General features: G+C 40.2%; 11 protein-coding genes and 1 pseudogene. 9 read left to right on the top strand and 3 right to left on the bottom strand.

Translation table 11 applies throughout. From position 1 onward, the window contains the following. The first annotated feature begins 99 nt into the window (after positions 1-99). Both H5180_RS10675 and H5180_RS10670 read left to right on the top strand, forming a co-directional pair. On the top strand, positions 100-981 hold the full coding sequence (locus H5180_RS10675; RefSeq protein WP_182758201.1) for a hypothetical protein: 882 nt from the start codon (positions 100-102) through the stop codon (positions 979-981). Between the two features lie 19 nt (positions 982-1,000). After that, a complete protein-coding gene (locus tag H5180_RS10670) occupies positions 1,001-2,671 on the top strand; it encodes a sulfotransferase (RefSeq protein WP_182758200.1) in 1,671 nt (556 codons plus the stop codon). Between the two features lie 366 nt (positions 2,672-3,037). Here H5180_RS10670 and H5180_RS10665 read toward each other — a convergent pair whose 3' ends face one another. After that, the gene (locus H5180_RS10665) at positions 3,038-4,663 is read right to left on the bottom strand and encodes an alpha-glucosidase family protein (protein ID WP_145233428.1); all 1,626 of its coding nucleotides are present in this window, start codon (positions 4,661-4,663) and stop codon (positions 3,038-3,040) included. 714 nt (positions 4,664-5,377) lie between these two features. Between H5180_RS10665 and H5180_RS10660 the strand changes: the two genes are divergently transcribed. The 7 genes from H5180_RS10660 to H5180_RS10630 all read left to right on the top strand — a co-directional run bounded on the left by H5180_RS10660 (position 5,378) and on the right by H5180_RS10630 (position 19,317). Beyond that, complete coding sequence (locus tag H5180_RS10660; protein ID WP_182735197.1) at positions 5,378-8,164, top strand: TonB-dependent receptor; 2,787 nt, start codon at positions 5,378-5,380, stop codon at positions 8,162-8,164. Between the two features lie 98 nt (positions 8,165-8,262). Further along, on the top strand, positions 8,263-9,762 hold the full coding sequence (locus H5180_RS10655) for a tryptophan halogenase family protein (RefSeq protein ID WP_182735198.1): 1,500 nt from the start codon (positions 8,263-8,265) through the stop codon (positions 9,760-9,762). Position 9,763: 1 nt separating this feature from the next. After that, on the top strand, positions 9,764-11,608 hold the full coding sequence (locus tag H5180_RS10650; RefSeq protein ID WP_182758199.1) for a glycoside hydrolase family 13 protein: 1,845 nt from the start codon (positions 9,764-9,766) through the stop codon (positions 11,606-11,608). A gap of 123 nt (positions 11,609-11,731) precedes the next feature. Then, the gene (locus H5180_RS10645) at positions 11,732-13,624 is read left to right on the top strand and encodes an alpha-amylase family protein (protein ID WP_182758198.1); all 1,893 of its coding nucleotides are present in this window, start codon (positions 11,732-11,734) and stop codon (positions 13,622-13,624) included. Next, positions 13,614-15,098 carry an MFS transporter gene (locus H5180_RS10640; RefSeq protein ID WP_182758197.1) on the top strand — a complete coding sequence of 495 codons (1,485 nt, stop codon included), beginning with the start codon at positions 13,614-13,616 and terminating at the stop codon, positions 15,096-15,098. Before H5180_RS10645 ends, H5180_RS10640 begins: the two co-directional genes overlap by 11 nt. A gap of 14 nt (positions 15,099-15,112) precedes the next feature. Further along, complete coding sequence (locus tag H5180_RS10635; RefSeq protein WP_182758196.1) at positions 15,113-17,518, top strand: glycoside hydrolase family 15 protein; 2,406 nt, start codon at positions 15,113-15,115, stop codon at positions 17,516-17,518. An 86-nt stretch (positions 17,519-17,604) separates the two neighbouring features. After that, positions 17,605-19,317: an alpha-amylase family glycosyl hydrolase gene (locus tag H5180_RS10630; protein WP_182758195.1), complete on the top strand. Its 1,713-nt coding sequence runs from the start codon at positions 17,605-17,607 to the stop codon at positions 19,315-19,317. 20 nt (positions 19,318-19,337) lie between these two features. On the opposite strand, the pseudogene H5180_RS23830 reads toward H5180_RS10630, so the two are convergent. Further along, positions 19,338-19,701, bottom strand: a pseudogene (locus tag H5180_RS23830) (tyrosine-type recombinase/integrase). Between the two features lie 101 nt (positions 19,702-19,802). Next, positions 19,803-20,303 carry a phage integrase N-terminal SAM-like domain-containing protein gene (locus tag H5180_RS23825; RefSeq protein WP_404936341.1) on the bottom strand — a complete coding sequence of 167 codons (501 nt, stop codon included), beginning with the start codon at positions 20,301-20,303 and terminating at the stop codon, positions 19,803-19,805. Between the last annotated feature and the right edge of the window lie 167 nt (positions 20,304-20,470).

The raw sequence follows: 20,470 nt of genomic DNA, 5'->3' as shown, positions 1-20,470 counted from the left end.
CTAAAAAAACTGAAAGCCACACATAGTGTGGCTTTTTTAATGTTAATATAGAATAAAGTTGAATTTAAAATCTACTATTTTATTTTAAAGGAAAATTTAATGCTTAAGTATATGCTTTTTATGATATTATTTTTTAGTGCTCAGGTTATGTCTTCTGTTACTAACTGGGTTGATTTTGAATTAAGAAATGGCAAAATTACACTTCCAGTTAAAATTTATGGAATTGATAGTGTTGCAATAATTGATAGTACAGCTCAGAGTAATTTTATTGGTGTAGGTTTTAGTACCAAGCACATTGATTTGTTTTCAAAGCGTGGAATTGTTGAAATTCGAGATAACCGTGGAGAACGTCGAGTTGAACGCTTTGCTAATGTGAATGTACATATTTTTGATGTAGATATGCCTTTTAAAGAGCTTACCCCCATAAATGCAGATGGGTATGATCTTGTGCTTGGAGTTCCTTTTTTCCGCGAGCATATAGTACAGATAGATTATCCTAAATCTAGATTACGTTTAATATCGCATGCAAGTGTAGATATTAGTAAATATAGTAATATTGAAATGGTTTCAAAAAGAGAACCCTTATTATCAGCTAATACTCTTCTAAAAAATGATCCATCACTTAAAGTTTTTAAGACCGAACTTAATGGACGATCATTTTGGTTGACACTTGATACTACTGAGTTAAATGGCATTAAAATACTTAAAGATGATGCATCTGACTTAGGCATAAAAATGAATCCTAATGAGAAAACCACGATCATTAATTCGGTAAAAATTGGCCCTTTTAACCTTGAAAATGTTTCTGTAAGTTTACTTGATTTTGGCGAAGATATAATGAACAGTGGGAAAGTAACAACAGGAACAAGAGTAGAACAATCAGTTGAAAGTAAAGGTGTGATAGGCTTCGATATATTGCAGCACTTTATTATAACTTTGGATTTTAAAAATAACTATGCGTTACTACAAGTTGGAGAGTAATACTTGAAAGGGATCGGCTGTGTTTTCAAATGATAGCTCTATATGTAAGAATTTGTTGAGTGATGCTATATTCTTGTTAGAGAAGGATAATAAGATAGAGGCTGAAGCTTGCTTGCGTTCGGCATTATTAGTATCTACAGTTGATTTAAATTCTGACGAAAGCAAAAATTTAATCTTATGCCATCAAATACTGCTTAAATTGTTGCTTGTTCAGGGGAGGTATCAAGAACTAGATGACATTTTGCATCGATTAATGTCACTTCAATCTGGGTTTGATGATTTTTTCTGTTATATAGTTCGTGCTTTTGCTGAGTTATCATTAAAGTCGGTTTTAAAGATAGTTTGTAAAAACATCTTTTTCAGGGACTACAATGTTACTGAAGTTGATGCATTATTACTAATAGACAGCTTATTAGTTGTTGGTTTACAAGAAGAAGCTATAGTTTTAATTGATAAATTAATTATTACTTCTGAATTTGATAGTTATAAAATTTTAATAAAGAAAGGTAATATTTATAACGCTTTGCACAAGCCAAAACTTGCAAGAGCTAGTTTTGAACAAGCCGTTGCTATAAATCCTAAATGTGTAGTTGGGTTGTTTAATCTAGCTACATGTTTAGAGGAGTTTGGCTTGCTTGCTAATGCTGAAGTTCTTTATTATTCTGCATTCGAACTGGACCCTACAAATGTTAATTTGATTAGTCGATTACTCTATTTGCGAAAACAAACTACTGAAGAGCTTGATTTAGTAAGTGCCGCTATTAAATTATTAGAAAGTAATAATCTTACTGAGGCAGAGCAGGAAACACTGAATTTCGCTCTTGGGAAAGCTCATGATGATATTGATTATTTTAATGAAGCATTTAAATATTACAGAGAAGCAAATGATGTAAGCCGTTATAGGTTTTCATTTTATGAATCTAAAAATATCGAGCTTTATAGTGAAAAAATTATCGATTCAATAAATGATATTTATTCTAAGGGTGGTGTATTTAGTTGTGAGTATAGTTTTATATTCATTTGCGGTATGTTCAGATCTGGCACTACATTATTAGAGCAGCTAATAGCGTATAGAGAAGATGTTTATACTGCGGGGGAACTTACTTTTGTTGAAGAGCTTATTCATGATATTTTTCCAGAATTCCCTAAGGGAGAGGTTGATGAACAAAATGTTACTAGGTTTAGGGAGGAATACGTAAAGCATATCTCAAAAATTAGCAATGGAAAACGAATTATAACAAATAAAATGCCTGATAACTTTTGGTATGTTGATATATTAGTTCGTGCTTTTCCAAATGCAAAGTTTATATTTACTGATAGGGAGAAATATGATGTATGTTTGTCGGTATACTTTAACCAGTTGAGTAGCAAGTTAACATACAGTTATAATTTAGAGGCAACTGCACATTTTTATGATGTTTATAAAAAAATGTCTACTTTTTGGCAAGCGCACTTACCAAGTAATACGTTAAATTTCAATTATGATAGTTTTATAAGCGATAGTGAGTCTGTTGCAAAAGAGTTACATAAATTTCTCGGATTTAGTTGGTCTTCTAAGTGTTTGGATTTCCATAAACTTAGAAATAATGTTCAAACAGCAAGTCTTTGGCAAGTAAGGCAACCTTTATTTAAAGGTTCTTCTGGTCGTTATAATAATTATATTAAACACCTAAGCTGTATAATGAACTAAGTTGAATTTAACTTTGTTAGGCGCTTTATCTGTTTAGTACTTGTGTCATGGCGTTTGTGAGTGGTTATCAAAGCTTGATACAATTTAAACCCTAGTCGGGAAAGTATAATTACCAGCATTATAAAACATTGTGCCTATGGAGAGTCAGTTTGATAATGCAGGGATGTTCCACAAGAGGGTGGTTGGAGATACTAAGCGGCAAATCAGGAAGGTTAACGTTTAGTTTCAAGTAATTGGAGTTGACTAGTAGGGCCTTTGTTTATATTGCTTTATAACTTACCGAGAAAAGCGAACAGCATATATTTACTGTTCACTTTTTCGAAAGGCTATAAAAACCTTGTAGATATTGTTTGTGCAGCTAAAATATTAACTAACTGCTGCGTAAAAACAACCAAAACCGGGTAGGGTAAGGGTTTGTTTCTCTAAGCTGCCATTGTGATGATTCAATTCTGTATGTTGCACAATATCAGTGTGTTCAATGTTGAGGCTTGCAGGCTCTTGAGCTAGGTTAAATACGCACAACATAGTCTGGCCTGCAAAACGACGGTAAAAAGCTAACAATGGCTCAGGGGTATTAATAAATTCAATATCGCCTTCGAGTAAGATAGCTTGTTGCTTACGCCATGTCATAAAATGGCGGAACGCATTTAGAATCGAATCGCTATCGCTATCTTGTTTGCTTACAGTCTGGCGTTTGTGGTTTTCGTCAACAGGTAACCAAGGTTTCGTTGCAGAAAATCCGGCCTGTTCACCGTCATCATTGTGCCATGGCATAGGCGTACGACAGCCATCTCGGCCTTTAAAGTTTGGCCAAAAAGTTATCCCATATGGGTCTTGTAAGTCTTCAAACGCCACACTTGCTTCGCCAAGACCTAGCTCTTCACCTTGGTACATACATACACTACCGCGCAATGAAGCGAGTAGGGCGGTAAGCATTTTACACTGCTCTGAGTTTACTTCACCATTGTTACTCCAACGACTAGCAACACGTTCTACATCATGGTTACTAAAGGCCCAGCATGGCCAGCCTTCTGTCATTCGTTCTTCCAATGTTTTAACTGTTGTACGAATATACTCACTGCTATAATCATTGGTTAGTAGCTCAAAACTGTAACCCATATGCAATTTATCGCCACCGGCTGTGTATTCAGCCATAGTAGCAAGTGAATCCTCGGATGATATTTCACCCAAAGACACGGTACCAGGATACTTGTCTAACAGGGTACGAATATCTTGCATAAAGCTGATATTTTCAGGTTGGGTATTATTATAATGATGATACTGAAATGCATATGGATTATCTTCGCTAAAACCACGGCCTTGGCGTTTTTCTGGTGGTTTGGCTGGGTTATCACGTAGCTGTGCATCGTGATAACAAAAGTTAATTGCATCCAGGCGAAAACCATCTACTCCTTTTTTAAGCCAAAACTCAACATTATCTAATACTGCTTGACGTACATCTGGATTATGAAAATTAAGATCCGGTTGTTCAGTAAAAAAGTTGTGTAAATAATACTGGCCACGACGCGGCTCCCATTGCCAAGCAGGGCCACCAAAAATTGAAAGCCAGTTGTTTGGCTGGGTGCCATCTGGTTTTGCATCAGCCCATACATACCAATCAGATCTGTCGTTAGTTTTGTCTTCTCGGCTATCTAAAAACCATTGATGTTGGTCTGATGTGTGGCTCAATACTTGATCAATAATAATTTTAATATCACGTTGATGAGCTTGTGCAATGAGCTCGTCAAAGTCATTAAGATCGCCAAAAAGAGGGTCTACGTCACGATAATCGCTGATATCATAGCCAAAGTCTTTCATTGGTGATTTAAAAAATGGTGAGATCCAAATAGCATCAACACCCAGACTTTTAATATAGTCTATCCGGCTGATGATCCCTTTTAAATCACCAATGCCGTCACCGTTGGTATCTTGAAAACTGCGCGGATAAACCTGATAAATCACGGCGCCCTTATACCACTGCTGTTGAGCCATTTTTTTCTCCATCGTGACAACACTTCCCATTTAATTATTACTGTTTAGAAATGGTGTGTTCGTAATCTTGTTAGCAGTTCGATTGAAACGAACTACGTTATTTTTTAAAAAGCATACGTGAAGGGCTTGATACTGTAAAAAGGATGCATACGTATGCATGCTAAATAGATCGCTTTGATAAGGAAAACAGCTTCTGAAAAACCTACGAATAAAGGTATGTGAGCGGCAAATGAATGTTTACCAATTCTCGTTTTCGTATCATTAACAAAGTAGCAAATCCAACTTGGTGCATATTATATGGGTTCTGTAGCGTTATGGTGCATTGCAATTAATGGTCTTACCAATTGGCATTTTGTAAGAGGAGCGAGCAGGATTCGAATGTAAAGTGTGAATGCACTAATAATTAAGGTATTAAACTGTAAATTGCCGCACCAAAGGAGCTCGAAGCAGTGCATATTTCTTTTATAAAATAGAATGATCAATTGCCTCATCTTTATACCTATAAAAACAAGGTGTTGCCATTATTTGTGTGAATTTTTTGTTAAAGTTATTGGTTTTGCACTAGTCTGAATACGTATGCATAAAGTTGTTAATAAAATAAAACGGGCGTTAATATTCATCCTGACAACAAAGATAGCTAACAAATGGTTTGCTTCTATCACAAGCAACTCGCTAAAAGTTAGTAATATAAAATTGGGTAACGGGAAACACATCATGTCTATGTTCAAACCAAGTATATTAACAATTGCACTTGCAACCGCAGGTATTAGCAGTTTCTCTTCATACGCACAAGAAGAGCAACAAACCGCAAAGAATGACGTTGAAGTCATCGAAGTTAAAGGTTTTCGCGGCAGCGTTGTAGAGTCAATCAATACAAAGCGTTTTTCATCAGAGGTGGTTGAATCTATCTCTGCAGAAGATATTGGTAAATTACCAGACTCATCAATTGCGGAGTCAATTGCCCGTTTACCAGGCCTTACTGCACAGCGTTTAGATGGTCGAGCAAGCCGAGTAAGTGTGCGTGGTTTTAGCGAAAATGAAAGTGCTACAACCTTTAATGGTCGTGAGCAAGTATCGATTGGTGACAATCGTGGTGTTGAGTTTGACCTTTATCCGTCAGAAATAATGAGCGGTGTAACCGTATATAAAACGCCAAGTGCAAGCCTAGACGCGGAAGGTATCGCCGGTGTTATCGACATGCAAACTGTAAAGCCTTTAAGTAAAGGTGAGCGCGTGATCATGTTTAATGGTCAATTAGAGCAAACAGGTTTTGATAAATTAAATCCAGATGGTGATGACCAAGGTTTTCGGGGTACAGTATCGTATATCGACCAATTTGCAGACGATACAATTGGTGTTGCATTTGCTTACAACAAAATGAGCTCACCAAACCAAGAAAAACGCTGGAACTCTTGGGGTTATCCTGAGTTTACGGGTGATGACGGCCAAACGTATTCGATACTCGGTGGTGCAAAACCGTTCGTGCGATCATCTACTCTAGAACGCGATTCTGCAATGTTAGTCGTTGAAGCAGCACCAACCGATCGTTTAAGTATGACATTTGATGCGCTTTATGTTGATTTTTCAGATGAAAAAATCCTTCGTGGTATTGAAGTTCCATTTGCATGGGGACAAGGTACAATTGATCCTAACTCAGCCGTAGTTGACTCTGAAAGTGGCTTTATTACTAGTGCTGTAACCCAAGGCCAACGTGTAGTAGTACGTAATGACTACGAAGAGCGTAATGCTGATTTAACGCAGTTTGGTTTTAACACTAAATATAACATAGATGATTCTTGGTCAGTTGAACTTGACGCCAGCCGCTCTGAAGTTGAACGCCAAATTTGGAGTATCGAAAGCTATTCTGGTACTGGCCGAGGCGATGCAAATGGTATTGCTGATAACATTGGTTATGAGTTTGATGGTGGGAACACCGGTGCACAGTTTTCTCCTCAGCTAGACTACAGTGATTATGGCTTAATTCAATTAGGTGGTCCATTATCATGGGGGTCAAGTGCAGCTCTAAACAATAAATATGGCTTATCAGGAACAGCTTACGAAAATACTGCACAAGATGGCTTTATTAATGCCCCTGAAATTAATGATGAACTAATTACATTAAAGTTAGCGGCAAGCAAATTACTTGAAAACGAGTATTTTAGTAAAGTAAGCTTTGGTATTTCATACCGTGACCGCGAAAAGAGTAAAGTGTCTGAAGGTTACTTCATGACTTTAAAAGACTTTTCATTATCAAACCCAGGTATGCTATCGATTCCTGAACAATATCGTAAAGGTACAGCTAGCCTTGATTTTATCGGCATGGGCAACATGGTTGCTTATGACACTAACGGTTTAGTAAACGACGGTTACTATGATTTACTACAAGAAAGCCTGACTGATCAAAAACATAAAACGCAATCTTGGACAGTCAAAGAAGAAGTTACTGCAGTATTCGCACAACTCGATATCAATGCTGAACTCGGATCAATACCGGTCAGAGGTAATATTGGTGCTCGCTATGTACAAACAGATCAATCCTCGCAAGGTTTTGCAGCAAATACTGTTGATGGTCTAGTGGTTGTTTCATCTACAGATGTAAGTCATGACTATAGCCACTTTTTACCAAGTATAAATCTATCGTTTGCAATTGATGAAGACCAAACCATTCGTTTTGGTGCTGCAAAAACTATTTCACGTGCTCGTCTTGACGAAATGAATGCATCAATTAATGCTTCATATAATCAGCAACCAGATGAAAATGGTAATTATTGGAGCGTATCAGGTGGTAATCCGAAGCTTGAGCCTAAAGAAGCCACAGGTTTAGATATAAGCTATGAAAATTACTTTAATGCAGAAGGTTACTTTGCTGCAGCGTTTTTCTATAAAGATATTACGCAATGGATTTTTGATGGTAGTTATGAAGTTGATATGTCTGGAGTTGCAGACCCATCAACAGGTCAAATTCCGGCTAACTCAACTGGCTCTGGCTCAGGTAAAGTAAATGGTGGCGAAGGTGATCTTTGGGGTTACGAACTATCACTGGCATTACCGTTTAATATTTTTCACTCATCGTTAGAGGGTTTTGGCTTAATTGCAAGTCATACTGGTGTAGAGCAAGACCTGACTGATCAAAATGGTAACGAGTATGAACTACCAGGGTTATCAGACCAAATTGACAGCTTAACGGTTTATTTTGAGCGTAGCGGTTTTCAAGCACGTACAAGTATGAGAAAACGTAGCGACTTCAAAGGCGATGTTTACGGTTTGGGTTTTGCGACAACACAGGTTGATATCAAAGGCGAAACTATCTGGGATGCTCAAATTGGTTATGACTTTAGTGAAGGTAGCATTGAAAGTTTGAACGGCTTGAGTGTTACGTTCCAAGTGCAAAATATCACTGAAGAACCATTTGTATCGCTTCAAGGCAACAGTGATTTACAAGTACGTGATTACCAAGATTACGGCCGTACTTTCCTACTTGGCTTTAGCTATAAGCTATAATTTTTTTTAGCGTTGAAAGGCCCTTGTAATTTGTTTTACAAGGGCTTTTTTATATCGCTCAACTACACTGATAAAAGTACATAACGGTGGAAGCGTGAATGCAAAAGCAAAAGTTAAAACACATAATTATTGCCGGTGGTGGTACTGCAGGTTGGATCACTGCGGCGTTACTTAATAAAGTGCTAGGTAAAGTAGTTAATATCACCCTCATTGAGTCGGATCAAATTGGTACGGTCGGAGTTGGGGAAGCTAGTATTCCGCCGATACTTCACCTAAACGCGGCATTAGGAATCCACGAGAGTGAGTTTATCAAAGCAACACAAGCAACAATTAAGCTCGGCATTGAGTTTGAAAATTGGCGCGAAAAGCATCACAAATATATGCATGCTTTTGGTGATGTTGGGAAAGACTTCCCATTTTGTGAGTTTTACCACTTTTGGCTGAAGGCTAAGCAGCAAGGTAGTGAGACAGATTTTTGGGACTTTTCACTTAACTATCAAGCAGCAAAACAGCATAAGTTTACTCATTTAAAATACATACCTAATACACAGCTAGCAGGTCTAAGTTATGCTTATCATTTTGACGCCACCTTGTACGGAGAATTTTTAAAAGAGCTGACTATATCACGCGGTGTTAAACGCATTGAGGGTAAAATTGCTGATGTTCAGCAATGCCCAGAGACCGGTTTTGTAAAGGCACTTGAGCTGTTAGATGGGCAAATAATTTCAGGCGATTTATTTATAGATTGCACAGGGCTAAGCGCACTGCTAATCGAAAAGACCTTAAATACGGGGTTTGAGGATTGGTCACATTGGCTGCCATGTGATAGTGCTATTGCGGTACAAACTAAAACGGCTACAGAGCCAGTGCCTTATACGCGTTCTATTGCACATAGCGCAGGCTGGCAGTGGCAAATACCATTACAACATCGTGTAGGTAATGGCCTAGTATATTCAAGTCGACACTTAACCGATGAGCAAGCGAAGCTGAAACTGCTTGATAATATTCCCGGTGAACCAATTACAGAGCCTAGAGTGATTCGTTTCAAAACAGGGCGAAGGCGAAAGCAATGGCATAAAAATGTGGTCGCTATTGGTTTATCTAGCGGCTTTTTAGAGCCGTTAGAATCGACCAGTATCCACCTTATTCAAACCGCCGTGATTCGGTTAATAAAGTTTTTTCCGAATAATGGAATTAAGCAGTCATTAATAGATGCATATAACATGCAAAGCCAAATCGAAATTGAGCGGATCCGCGACTTTATTATTTTGCATTACAAATTGACTGAGCGCACTGACAGCGCATTTTGGCGCCAGTGTAAGCAAATGAATATACCTAAATCACTGCAAACTAAAATCGATTTATTTAAGCAAACAGGTAAATTAATTAGAGAAGATGATGAACTTTTTGCCGAAGTTGCATGGCAGCAAGTAATGATAGGTCAAGGGCTTGGAGCGCAGGATTATCACCCACTCGCAGATGCACTGAGTGATGAACAACTCGCAGAGTTATTTGGTAATTTAAAAACTCTGATTAGTGGTACGGTAAACAAATTGCCGACTCATAGTGAATTTTTAGCGAGGATGAAAAATAATTAATATGAAATCACTCATTCATATCTTTTTATTAAGCACGCTTTTAGGGATGTGTTTAAACGCCAATGCAATAACTATATCACCACAAAACTGGTGGGTTGGTATGCAAAATAATACCTTGCAAATTATGCTGCATGATCAAGGTATTGCTAAGCAACAATGGCAATTAGCATCTTACTCAGGGGTGAGTTTAAAAAGTGTAACTAAAACAGATAACCCAAATTACGCTTTTTTAAATATTGAAATAAATCCAATAGCAAAGCCAGGTGTTTTAGTGTTTAGCAGCAAATCAGGGGAGCGTTTTGAGTATCAATTGCATGCACGTAAAGCTAATAGCAGTAAACGTAACGGTTTTGATAGCAGTGATACCATTTACTTAATTAATCCGGATCGCTTTGCTAATGGCGATAGCAGCAACGACACAGTAAAAGGAGTGCTTGAGGGTGCAAATCCAATTGAGCGAGGTGGGCGTCACGGTGGCGACATTCAAGGTGTAATTAACGCACTGCCGTATTTGCAAAAACTGGGCGTAACCCAGCTTTGGTTAACACCACCGCTTGAAAATGATATGCCCAGCTACTCTTATCACGGTTATGCAATTACCGATTTTTACACTATCGACCCACGCATGGGCTCAAATGAGTTATATCGCGAGTTATCAGCCAAAGCGAAACAACACGGTATTGGTATAGTGATGGACCTAGTGCTTAATCACTTTGGCTCTGAGCATGAATGGATGACAGATAAACCCACATCAGATTGGATCAATTTTAATGGCGAGTTTGCAAACGGTAAACATGCTACCAGCCATGCTCGTCAAACCATTCAAGACCCACATGCAAGTGAGTTTGATAAACGCCAGTTTAGCGATGGCTGGTTTGTAGCCACAATGCCGGATCTAAACCAGCGGCAACCGTTATTAGCAAACTACCTTATCCAAAATGCTATTTGGTGGATTGAATACGCCGACTTAAGCGGTATTCGCGTTGATACCTATTCATATTCAGACAAAGCCTTTTTAGCTGACTGGACTAAAGCCATAATGACTGAGTATCCCGCTTTTAATATTGTTGGCGAAGAGTGGACCACCAATCCTGCGATTGCTTCATATTGGCAAGCAGGAAAGGTAAATAACGACGGCTATACCTCAAGCTTACCAAGCGTGATGGATTTTTCATTACAAGAGTCACTTATTCAAGCACTTAATGAAGAGGAGAGTTGGAACACTGGCTGGGTAAAAGTGTATCAATCAATCGCCAATGACTTTTTATACCCAAATCCAGACAACTTGCTCGTGTTTGCCGATAACCACGATATGAGCCGAGTTTACACTCAGCTTAAGCAAGATCTTGCTAAAACGAAAATGGCGATGACTATGTTGCTTACCACTCGTGGTATTGCACAAATGTATTATGGCACCGAAGTATTGCTTGATAATACGGGCAGTAATGATCACGGTGATATCCGTATTGATTTCCCCGGTGGTTTTAAAGGTCAGCCAAGTAATGCTTTTACAGGACAAGGGTTATCAGATGAGCAGCGTGATATGCAGCAAACCATCACCACCTTACTTAATTTTAGAAAGCAAAGCCCAGCAATAGCGCAAGGTAAACTGGTTCATTTTAGTCCTAAATCAGGTATATACAGTTACGCGCGGATAAGTGAACAGCAAACTTTGTTGGTGTTTTTAAATAAAAATACCGCAGCAAAAAACTGGTCATTAGCGTATCTGCAAGAGGTTATTGGGCAATACAAACAGGCTGTGAGTCTTTTTACTGAACAGCAAATAAATATAACAGATACAGTGACCTTAGCGCCTATGAGTGCAACGGTATTAATAATTGAATAAAGCCTGTGTGAATACGTATGCAGCCGCTGTCAGTCAGTGGCAGTTCACTTTAGTATTAAATTTATAATAAAAATGACGTTTAAATGACAACCCATTAAAACGTCAGATCTAAGTAAGAACATTATGACAACAAATAAAACCACAATTAGTACATTCAAATATGGCTCATGGGTATTAGCTAGTAGCTTGTTATTGTCGAGCTGCTCAGATGAGCCCACAACCCCCAGTACTGACAAAAAGGTAGCTGAACAAGTTAACGAGCATTCAAAGCCGGTTGTGTATCAGGTATTCACGCGCTTATTTGGTAATACGCAAACAGTCAATATTCCGTGGGGAACCAAAGAGCAAAATGGCGTAGGCACATTTAGTGACTTTAATGATGCTGCTTTAAGTGGCATTAAAGAACTTGGTACCACCCATATTTGGTATACCGGCGTGTTACACCATGCTTTGGTAGGCGATTACAGCCAATATGGAATTAGCCAAGATGATCCGGATGTAGTGAAAGGTCGTGCCGGCTCGCCGTATGCAATTAAAGATTATTACGATGTAAACCCAGATTTAGCCATTAATCCAGAGCGCCGCCTCGAAGAGTTTGCTGCATTAATTGAGCGCACCCATCAACACGGTATGAAAGTGGTCATTGATATTGTGCCAAATCATGTGGCGCGTCATTATCAATCAACCGCTAAACCCGCTGGAGTTAAAGATTTTGGTGAGCAAGATGACACCAGCGTAGAGTATGCCCGCGATAATAACTTTTATTACGTTACTGGGCAGTCATTTCAAGTACCAACCATTGAAAACTACCAAGTGCTAGGCGGTAATGCCCACCCACTTGCTGATAGCTTATTTGCTGAAACGCCTGCAAAATGGACTGGTAATGGTGCCCGTGCTGCTAAGCCTGATATAAACGACTGGTACGAAACAGTTAAAGTAAATTATGGCGTAAAACCTGACGGTAGTTATGACTTTCCAACTCTGCCCGATGAGTATGCTACTAAAGATTTACGCGCGCACTTTGAGTTTTGGCAGGATAAAGAGTTGCCAAACAGCTGGTATAAGTTTCGTGATATCGCGCTATATTGGCTCGATAAAGGCGTAGATGGCTTTCGCTATGATATGGCCGAAATGGTACCTGTAGAGTTTTGGAGCTTTCTAAACTCATCAATCAAGATGCACAACCCAGAGGCATTTTTACTAGCCGAAGTATACAATCCCGCACTATATCGCCCGTATATCCAGCAAGGAAAAATGGATTACTTGTACGATAAAGTCGGCTTTTACGACACCTTAAAAGCTGTTATGCAAGGCACGCAACCGGCAGACACTATTTTTAATGCTCAGCAAAAAGTGGCTGACATAGAGCAGCATATGCTGCACTTTTTAGAAAACCATGACGAACAACGTATCGCCAGCCCTGACTTTGCAGGTAGTAGTGAAAAGGGCAAACCCGCATTAGTAGTATCAAACCTTATTAGCCGTGCGCCAACACTATTATATTTTGCTCAAGATGTGGGTGAAGATGGCTCTGAAGATGCCGGCTTTGGCAAACCAACTCGCACCAGTATTTTTGACTACATTGGCGTGCCAGCGCATCAAGCGTGGATGAACAACGGCAAGTTTGATGGTGCTTTATTAACACCGGCACAAGGTCAATTACGTGAATATTACAAAGCCGTTATGGCGTTGAGTGAACATCCAGCAGTTGTAGCTGGTGACATGCAACCACTGATGGTTACTGGCAGCGAAAAAGTTGCTGCGTTTAGCCGCAGTATCGGTAATCAACAAATTTGGGTGGTGAGTAATTTTGCTGAGCAAGTCAGTCAGATCAGTATTGATATTCCACTTAACACACTGACGCAAAATACCAGCGAAAAATTACAATTGCTTGATTTGCTAGAGGCGAATCAAAACGCTGAGCTAACTATTACAGCTGAGCAGGCACACATTAGTTTAACTTTAAATGCGCTTAGCAGTGCAGTATTAACCACTGGAGCTCATAATGAAAAATAACAAACCAGATTTAAGTTTTTGGCAAATATGGAACATGTGCTTTGGCTTTTTAGGCATTCAATTTGGCTTTGCACTGCAAAACGGTAATGTAAGCCGAATATTTCAAACCCTTGGAGCGAATGTAGATGACATTCCTATTTTGTGGGTGGCAGCACCACTTACCGGTTTAATTGTACAGCCAATTATTGGTTACTGGAGCGATAAAACCTGGGGCAAATTAGGCCGCCGTCGTCCGTTTTTTTTATACGGCGCTATTTTAACCACATTATCGTTATTTATTATGCCAAACTCACCAACACTTTGGATTGCAGCGGGCATGTTATGGATAATGGATGCATCGATTAACGTCACTATGGAACCATTTCGCGCCCTTGTAGGCGATAACCTACCAAACAAACAGCGTGCTACTGGCTATGCAATGCAAAGCTTTTTTATAGGCGTAGGCGCCGTGGTTGCTTCTGCACTCCCTTGGATGATGACGAACTGGTTTGATATTGCCAACACCGCCGCTGCAGGGCAAATTCCTGATTCAGTAAAGTACTCGTTTTACTTTGGTGCAGTTGTATTGCTGGTCGCAGTGGGCTGGACAATTATAACCACCAAAGAATATTCACCTGAAGAATTGGCCGCATTTAATCAACAAGATCAAACTGAGGCTGAACAGGCTGTATCTGCACAAATTAACTTTAGTAAAGGCGGCAGTGTATTTACTGTTTTAGGGCTTGCCGTACTTGGTTTAGTCATGGGATTAAACCTAGAAAAAGAGCTGTACCTATTGGCAGCTGGCTTAGTGAGTTTTGGCGTAATTCAATTTATTGCAGCCACACTTCAGGCAAAAAACCACACCAGCGGTGGCTTTTACCAAGTCGTTAACGATGTATTCACCATGCCAGAGGCGATGAAACAACTTGCTTGGGTACAGTTTTTTAGCTGGTTTGCATTATTTGCCATGTGGATTTACACCACCTCAGCGGTAACCAGTTTTCATTATGGTAGCAGCGACACAAGTTCAGCGGCGTATAACAATGGTGCAGACTGGGTGGGTATTTTATTTGCGGCTTACAACGGTTTTGCTGCATTGGCGGCTTTATGTATCCCGATCATCGTTAAGCGTGTTGGTTTAAAACTAGCGCATGCACTTAACCTTATTTTAGGTGCGTTAGGTTTGGCGAGCTTTATGTTTATACAAGATCCGAGCTTACTTATTTGGCCAATGATAGGTATTGGTTTTGCGTGGGCGTCTATTTTGTCTTTGCCTTACGCCATGTTAAGTACCTCAGTACCGAGTCATAAAATGGGTGTGTATATGGGAATATTTAACTTTTTTATTGTGATCCCACAATTATTAGCCGCCAGTGTCCTTGGCCTGATACTTCGTCACTTTTTCCAAAATCAGCCTATTTACGCATTGATGCTAGGTGCTGTGTCTTTTGTACTTGCAGCGGTTGCCGTACTGCGAGTTAAACAGTCTTAATTTAAGGGTCTAAAATGAAAAAATATAACCTAATTACCGCGACAATATTGGCCGCAGGCCTTGTCGGTTGTGGCGTGCAAAATACACAAACCAGTACAGAAGCGCAAACATCAGTGAATGCGCCAGGCGCACCAGGCGAAGCCCCATTTTGGGCATACGCAGGTAAAACCGGGATAGGCACGTCTTTTGAGCAATACCAAAATGGCCATTACAGTGACGACGCGCCAACAGCTAAAGTGTCAAAAGTATGGTTTTCGATTGCTAAAGGGATGATCACCGAAACCATGTTTGGGCTTATTCATCAAGCGCAAATTAAAGACATGCAATTTGTTGTAGTAGGAAAAGATTTTACAGTCACCGAAGCTGATGATTTAGACGTTACTATTGACTACTTATACAAAGACGATAAAGGCCGCCCGTTATCATTAGCATACAAAGTAGTAAGCAAAGACAAACAAGGTCGCTTTAGCCTAGAAAAACATATATTTACCGATCCAGACGGGCAAAGCTTATTTGTACGCAGTATTTTTAATACCCAGCTCGACGGTGTAAAAGCTTATGTAACGGTTAACCCGTATATAAACAACAACGGCTTAGATGACTTTGCAAAAACCACCGAGCAAGGATTGGTAGCGTGGCAGGGCGATAATTACTTGTCATTGCAAGGTGCACAGCCATTTAAACAAACAAGTGTCGGTTTTACGGGCGTGAGTGATGGTTTAAGCCAGCTTAAAACAACTCAGCAGCTTACCCGCGTTTATAAAACTACCGGTGAACAATCGGGGAATGTTAGTTTATTAGCAGAGCTAGGTGAAATTGGTAAAAACAGTCAATTCGATTTAAGCCTAAGTTTTGGCAACAACCAGCAAGCAAGCTTTAAACAAGGCCAAGCTACGCTAGCCAAAGGTTACCAAGCTGTGCTTGATAATTACAACGGTAAAGGCGAAGCCCTTGGTTGGCAAGACTACCTGCAAAGCCTTGCACCAATGACTAGCATGAGCGAGCAAACCGCTGATAACGGCAAGTTACTTTATACCAGTGCTATGGTGTTAAAAGCCCAAGAAGACAAAACCCATGCAGGGGCGCTTATTGCGTCTTTATCTAACCCATGGGGCGAAACCGTATCTGCTAAAACCGGCTCTACTGGTTACAAAGCGGTATGGGTACGCGACTTTTATCAAGTTGCCATGGCATTTATGGCACTAGGCGATACCGCAACAGCCAAAACAGCATTTGAATACCTTGAAAAAGTACAAGTAAACAGCAAAACCCCGGGCAACAACGGCGACACAGGGTGGTTTTTACAAAAAACACACGTAGATGGCGAACTTGAATGGGTAGGCGTACAGCTAGACCAAACCGCTATGCCTATCATGCTAGCGTGGAAGCTTCATCAGGCAGATGTGTTAAGTGATGCTGAGCTAACTGATTGGTATACACGCATGTTAAAACCGGCCGCTGACTTTTTGGTAGGCGGTGGGCGCGCTAAAATCCTATGGAACGACATGCAAATAACCCCACCTGCGACTCAACAAGAGCGTTGGGAAGAGCAAGCAGGGTATTCACCATCAACCACCGCTGCTGTTGTTGCCGGTTTAATTACCGCTGCTGATATTGCAAAAATGGCAGGAGATGAGGTGAATGCTAAACGCTACCTTGCGACAGCAAAAAGTTACAACGCCGATATAGAAAGTATGATGTTTACCACCGCAGGTAATTTAGAATCAAACGCTTCAGACGGCGAGTATTTTATTCGCATTGGCCAAGATAAAAACGCCAACTCAAATACCAAAATTAACGCTAATAATGGCCGTGACGGGTTTAATAAAAAGCAAATACTTGATGGTGGCTTTTTAGAGTTAGTTCGCTATGGCGTACGTGATGCGCTAGCGCCCAGCATAGTTAAAACCTTACCTGAGTACGACGATGAAACGCTCATCGATAACCTACAAGTTAAATACAGCTTTGAGTTTACTGATGGCAGCGGCACATTTGCAGGCTACCGCCGTTATGGTAACGACGGTTACGGTGAAGATGAAGTAACCGGCGCTAATTATGCGCAAGGCGGAAAAAACAGCCCAGGGCAACGTGGGCGAGTTTGGCCATTTTTTACTGGTGAACGTGGTCATTACGAAATTGCCGCCGCGAATGCCAATAATACGTTAGATGCAACTAAACAGCAGGCTATTAAAAATAGCTATGTAAAAGGTCTAGAGCAATTTGCTAACGAAGGCATGATGCTACCAGAACAAGTATGGGATGGCGTAGGCAACAATAAAGCAGGATACACGTTAGGCGAGGGCACTAACTCAGCCACACCACTGGCGTGGACGCATGCTGAATACGTGAAGCTAGTTCGCTCATTAAGTGACAAGCAAGTATGGGATCATTATCCGGTGGTAACTAAAGCACTAAAATAACCACAAACTATCCGCAGTTCAGGTTAATTAACATAGCCGTAGTAAAATACGGCTATGTTATTTATTACAATAATAACGAGGCTGAAATGAAAACATTTACCTTGAGCGCATTAGCATTAGCAATCATGCTAACAGGCTGCCAAAGCGCACCATCATTAAATAACAACACGAATAACACCGAAACATCGCAATTAAATACTAAACAACAAGCAAGCCCGTGGTGGGAAAGCGCCATTTTTTACCAAATTTGGCCCCGCAGTTTTTACGACAGCGATGCTGATGGCCATGGTGATTTTAATGGTATGACCCAAAAGCTCCCGTATCTACAAGAGCTCGGCGTTAACGCATTGTGGTTAACCCCGATGTTTGAAGCACCATCGTATCATGGCTATGATTTTACTGAATTTTACCAAGTAGAAAACGACTACGGCAGCATGGCAGAGTTTGAAGCCTTTATAAAAGCCGCTGATGATAAAGGCATGAAAGTCATACTTGATTTAGTTATTAATCATATATCAAGTAACCATGAATGGTTTCAGCGTTCAGCAAAACAACAAGCCCCTTTTGCTGATTACTTTATTTGGCGCGACGATATGCCAAAAGCCGGTAGCGGTTGGGGCCACGCATGGAGTGATAACGACCAGCCCAATGCCGTATGGCATTGGAATGAAACCCGCCAGCAGTATTACTACGGTGCGTTTGGTGCCAGCCAACCTGACTTAAATTTACGCCACCCTGATGTTATTGCCGAAATGGAAAAAATGGCTAAGTTTTGGCTTGATAAAGGCGTTGCAGGGTTTAGGTTAGACGCTGTGCGCTTTGCCATGGAAAGCGGCGGCAATACGCAGGCCGACACAGACGAAACCATAGCTTACTGGCAGCACTTTAATCAGTATGTAAAAAGTGTAAACCCTGAGGCATATTTGGTGGGTGAAGCCTGGGCAGATATTCCTGTGGCGGCAAAATACTACGGCGAAGGTAAAGGGCTTGATCAGGGCTTTGATTTTGAAGTGGGCTATAAAATACTGGGCTTATTAAAACCCAATGCCAGTGGTGAAGCGCAATTTGGCACTATGCAATCTAATCAACAAGTGAATACAGTTGATGCCAATGTGCTCAAACAAAATTTACAACAGCGTATTGATTCAAATGCACCGCTTGATTTTTTTGCATCGTTTTTAACTAATCACGACCAAGAACGTATCGCTTATCAACTTGCAGAGCACGACGATAAAGCAAAACTTGCCGCCGCCATGTTATTTAGCTCTCCTGGCACGCCGTATATTTATTACGGTGAAGAGATAGGCTTAACACAAGGTGGCACAGGTCACGATGTGTATAAACGTGCGCCTATGCAATGGGACAACAGCAATCAAGCCGGTTTTACCAAAGCTAAAACGAGCTGGGTTGAACAAAGTGAATTATTTGGTAAAGACTTTACCAGCTGGTGGCCTGAGTTTTTAGCAGAGCAAATTAATGCTGCAGATCGCAATGTTAAAGTACAGCAAGCAGACTCTGATTCACTTTGGCGTTTATATCAGCACTTAATTTCGCAGAAAAAACAGCGTCCAGAGCTGGGTATAAAAGGCAGTTATGAATTAACGCAACACAACAACGGCCTAGTTGAAATAACCCGCGAGTTAAACGGTAGTAAATCAGTGTTTGTGCTTAACTTAACCGCTAACCCGCAAAGCATCAGCGGTATAAAACGTCAGGGGTTAACGCCTAGCTGGCAACACGATCTCAATGACGATCAACTCGCAGCTTATGGTTTGTTGTTATTGAATAACACACTTTAAATAAAATTCATCCGTTGGGGCTAACATATGTTAGCCCCAATTCGTGAAAATGGGCTAATTACGCCATTGGCGCCTTGCTGCAAAACATGCGTGTAAATTTGTGTAGTACGAACATCACTGTGGCCAAGTTGAGCTTGAACTGTTCTGATATCGGCGTAGGTGCGTTGCAAATGAATGACGTAAGGTATGCGGTGTAACGTGTTTATTAATTTTCGCATCGTTAGCAGCCTGTTTTACAGCGCGTTGTAATTGCTTTTCATCAATATGATGACGTCTTAGCAGTTTACTCTCGGGATCGATACTTAATTTATGTGATGAAAACAAATACTGCCAGCCTAGCTGTTTGTTATGATTGGGGTATTTTTTACGTATTAAGTGGGGCATGTAAACGCCACTGTATAGAGGATTTTTAAGATCAAGCTGTAAATAACTATTTACTAATTGTACTTGTGCGCGCAATTGAGGAATTAGCTCTATCGCGAGTGTTACAATACGGTTTTGCCTCCTTTTCCATCCCAAATTCGAACACAGCTATAATCAAAGTCAATATCTTGTACCCGTAAACGTAGTGCTTCCATTAGCCGCATACCGCTGCCATAAAGTAGCGCACAAGCTAAATAGTGCTTTGTAATACAGTGTTTAAATAGTGCGGTTACTTCAGTTTGCGTAAGCACAACGGGTAATTTTCTCGGACGTTCACTTTTTACAAAATTTAATGATAACGACAGAGGGACCTTAATTATTTCTTTATATAGAAAGCTAAGCGCATTCAACGCCTGAGCTTGTGTGCCTTGAGCAACATTTTGGGTGTTTACTAAATGGTTTAAATATAATTCGACTTCCGTATCCCCCATACAACTTGGATGTTGCATATTATTAAAGCGAATATAGGCAGCTATCCAAAAAAGATAAGCCTCAATGGTGCTCTTAGCATAACGCTTGCTATACATATGCTCTTGAATCATGTTTAGAAAAAGAGATTTCATAAATAATATTCAATTTCCAATAAAAAGGTACTGTATGTATAGGGCTGTGTTGTAGTTGAGTGTGGGTATAAAAAATTCATATCATAATGCCTCTTTTATCCATGTTTGATCTGAATACTCAGTGTTATCTTCCATAAACCTAAACCAGCTTAAATAATTCTCAATGT

This window comes from Pseudoalteromonas sp. SR41-4 (genome assembly GCF_014163985.1).
GTDB lineage: Bacteria > Pseudomonadota > Gammaproteobacteria > Enterobacterales > Alteromonadaceae > Pseudoalteromonas > Pseudoalteromonas rhizosphaerae.
Note: the sequence above shows the minus strand (reverse complement) of the source record. Positions and strands in the feature narration are given on the sequence as shown.